At 60.2% G+C, this 3,522-nt stretch carries 3 protein-coding genes; all 3 read right to left on the bottom strand.

From position 1 onward, the window contains the following. Positions 1–146: 146 nt before the first annotated feature. Positions 147–1,766, bottom strand: a complete 1,620-nt coding sequence (locus JNL55_RS24430; RefSeq protein WP_293860349.1) for a TIGR03016 family PEP-CTERM system-associated outer membrane protein — start codon at positions 1,764–1,766, stop codon at positions 147–149. 112 nt (positions 1,767–1,878) lie between these two features. Next, the gene (locus tag JNL55_RS24425) at positions 1,879–2,772 is read right to left on the bottom strand and encodes an XrtA-associated tyrosine autokinase (protein ID WP_293860346.1); all 894 of its coding nucleotides are present in this window, start codon (positions 2,770–2,772) and stop codon (positions 1,879–1,881) included. Between the two features lie 12 nt (positions 2,773–2,784). After that, positions 2,785–3,522 (bottom strand): GNVR domain-containing protein (locus JNL55_RS24420; RefSeq protein WP_293860343.1); only part of this gene is annotated, 738 nt, incomplete at its 5' end.

Here is a 3,522-nt window from a genome sequence, read left to right as displayed (position 1 = left end):
GCCGCGACCTGGAAGTAATCCTCCACATCGATCGACAGCGCATTGACGATGCTTCCGGCAAGTTCTGCGAAAGCCGGTCGCGATGCACCACCGACCATGACGGCCGCACCGTTCTCTTCGCTGAAGCGGATCGTTTCCTTCATGGCTCAGAAGCGATGCTCTATCATGGCGAAAATGGCGTTCTCGCGGTAGTCCTCCGTCGCGGTACCGTCCGAATCGAAACGGACGTGCCGGTATCCCACCGCCGTGCCGGTCTTGGGGCTCAGTTTCCTGTTTAACTGAACATTGAATGCCAGTTGATTTGTCCCGGGCGATGTCGCCGAACCACTGCCGCCGATGCGGTTCCACACGACGGATGTGACCAAGGACGACAAAGAGCCCAGCGTACTGCTCCAGTTTATTGCAGCGCCGTTCTCCCTGATGCGGGACGCTCTGGCGAAATCCTCGCCCCCCGATACGAACTGCGAAACGGCACTGCGTTCGCTGCGAAACGCAGACAGCGTCAGGGTATTTCTGGCACCAAGCAACGCCACCGATCCCTCAATGCGCTTGTCCATGAAAACCTGATTCGCCAGAGATGCGCTGTCAGGGCCAGCGTCCGGCGAAATGCCGGCATCTATCAGTGCCTGGCGGGCGCGCTCCGCTCGGAGAATCGGATCCGGGAACTCCGCGGCAAGCAGATCGAACATTCGCTGGAACGGCGTACTCTCGGATCCGCGCCTGAGTTGATCGATTGTATTCGTCGTGTCCTTGCTCATGACGATTCCCCATGAGCTCAACGGCGCACGATGCCGCCATGCGTAGCGATAGCTGCGCCCGAAAAAGCGTTTGTCGTTCTCGGCGCTAAATTGGGTACGCCCGGTCGGGTTCCATTCGACACCCGCGCCGTGAATCGTCTCCGAACGATCGTTGCCGGAATAGTTGTTAGACTCGCGCCCGGCGCGCACGAATATCTTCAGCGACCGGCTGAGGTGATAGATCAGTGAGCCGCGAGCGAGTTGCGACTCGCTGTCGAACCCGTCCTTCACGTCGTATCGCTGATCCTTGAAATCCACCAGCCAGCCGAAGCGGGCCAAGTCCGATGTGCTTTCGAGCTTGCCGGTCCAGGTGCGGATCGTTCCGTCGGACACCTGGGTGTCTTCCGTTCGGCTTTTCGCCACATCCAGACGCAAATCATAAACAGCGACCGATCCGAGTTCGCCCTTAACGTAGGGTGTCAGCGAAAACACGCGCGTTTCGGTCCGATTGCCGGTATCGCTCGTGTTCGATACCGGCCGGGAACCAAAAGCGGAGACCAGTTGCTGGCTGATTTGGCCACGTGCCTCGACGAAGAAAAAGTTGTCGATCGCCTGAAACAGCCCGAAGGCGTTCAGGGCATTCTGGTGATCGTTGCGCTTCGAATCCTTCGCATAGTGAAAACCTGTTATGGCGTAATCGAGGTTGCCCTTGAGACGCGCGCCATTCGCCACAATCGAGAAACCCGGGGTGACTTCGGTCACCCAGTCACTCTTTTTGAAGCTGTCGTCCCTCAGTTCGATGTTGTCGGTCCAGGACTGGCGCAATGCGACACGCGGTTCGAAGCGCCAGCGCCGCGCGGCGGGCTCGCTGTTCACATCGGCCGAATTGTCCGCCAAGCGCGGGGGGCGACGCGGATCGGCGACATTACCGGGATCCGGCGCAGACGCCCCCGTCTGGGCGCTCGGTCGTTCGACCGACTGCACACCGCCAACGGGGACCACAGCCTGCGCAAACGCTCCAGAGTTCATTCCAGCACCAAAGAGCGCCGAAGCGAAGGCGACAAGGCTGAATGGAACGCGATGCAGCGCCCTGGCTGAATGTCGTACAGCCCCACAAACGCCGAAGACCCGCGCGCTGGTCCTAGACACTCTGGCTGCCATACCCATATCCGTAGCTGCCGTAGTTGCCATAACCGGTTCCGGAGGAAACGCGACTCTTGTTGAGCATCAGCAGCTTGACCGGGCATGTCTCGATCGTGGCCAGCGCTTGCTTCAGTGCCGCGTGCGTGGTCGATTCGGCCGCCACAACTACGACAATCTGTCCCATCAGAGTTGCCAAAGCACGCGATTCGTTGCTCGGCAACAGCGGCGGCGAATCGAAGATGATGATGCGATCCGAATAGCGTGTCGCCAGATCCTTCAGCAGGCGGCACATTGCGACACTCGACAACAATTCTGTCGCCCGCGACTGAGCGAGTCCGGCCGGCAGCACGCTGAGTTTCTCGATATTGGTTCGCAGCAAGACATCGCTCACGTCGAGCGTTTCGTCGGTCAGCAGGTCAAGCAAGCCGCGCTCTTCGGAGATGCCAAGCATCGACGGTACCGTGGGGCGCGAAACATCGGCGTCAACCAGTAGCACCGTATGGTCCAGTTCCATAGCGATGCTCATCGCCAAATTCACCGACGTCGTGCTCTTGCCTTCGCCAGCCAGCGCACTCGTGACCATGACCAGATTCGCATCGGCAACCGGCGCCGCACCCTTAGCACCGACATTGCGCAGGATCGGACGCTTGATCACCCGAAATTCCTCCGCAACCCGCGATTTCGGGTCGAGAGGCGTAACCATTCCCAGCCGCCCCAAACGCTCGACATCGATTTCGACCCGGCGCGAATGCCTGCGCGGCGCAGGCACCGCTTCGGCAACTGGTTCCGGCGCCCTGACACTCTCATCGAGCATCGAAGCATGCTCGAAGGGCGACTCCGAAGTCTGACGCAACTCCTGAAGCCGTTTCGCAGCACGTTCAATGAAGCTCATTCGCAATGCGCCCTATGCAGAACGTACGGCCAGAAACACTGTTGCGAGAAAGGCCCCGTAGGCCACGATAAGAGCCCCGACTCCGGTCACGAACCCAATCAACCCGGCACGCGACCGCCTGCGAAATCCGTCGTCCTCGAACAGCGTGACGCCTCCCAACACAGGCAGACCGGAAACCTCGCGCAGCGTAGTGGTATCGGCAAAGGTCGGCCAGATCCGGGTCAGCAGAAAACTCGCCGCAATACCTGCTCCCAACGCCATGGCCAATGCAGCGAGAATCAACAACGGGCGATTCGGGAAGACCGGGTGGCGAGACACCCTGGGCGGTTCGACGATTCGAATGCTGTCACCTTCCGCCGATTCCATGTCGCCGGAGATCTCGGCCGATTCGCGCCGCGATACGAGCAGTTCGTAGTTCTTCTTGTTGATCTCGTAGTCGCGATTGAGTTGGGCCAGTTCCGCCTCGACCCTCGGCACCAGCGCGGCCTTGTCCTTGAGTTGCCGGTATCGGGCCTCATATTCGGCCGCGCGGGTTCGCAGTGACGCAACGTTAGCCTCTTCACGCGCCAAGGAAACCTTGAGCTCGCGATACACCGGATTCGTGCTGTAGGTCGCCGCGCCTTTGGGAACCCCGTTTTTCGCTTTGGCTGACGCTTCCCTGCGACGCTGTTCCTCGAGCTGCGCAATCACACGCTTGGCGCCGATTACGTCCGGATGATCCTCGGTGAAACGCTGCAGCAGGCTGTCCAG

The sequence above is a fragment of the Steroidobacter sp. genome (genome assembly GCF_016790065.1).
Classification (GTDB): Bacteria; Pseudomonadota; Gammaproteobacteria; order Steroidobacterales; family Steroidobacteraceae; genus Steroidobacter.
This window is presented reverse-complemented; position numbering and strand designations above follow the sequence as displayed.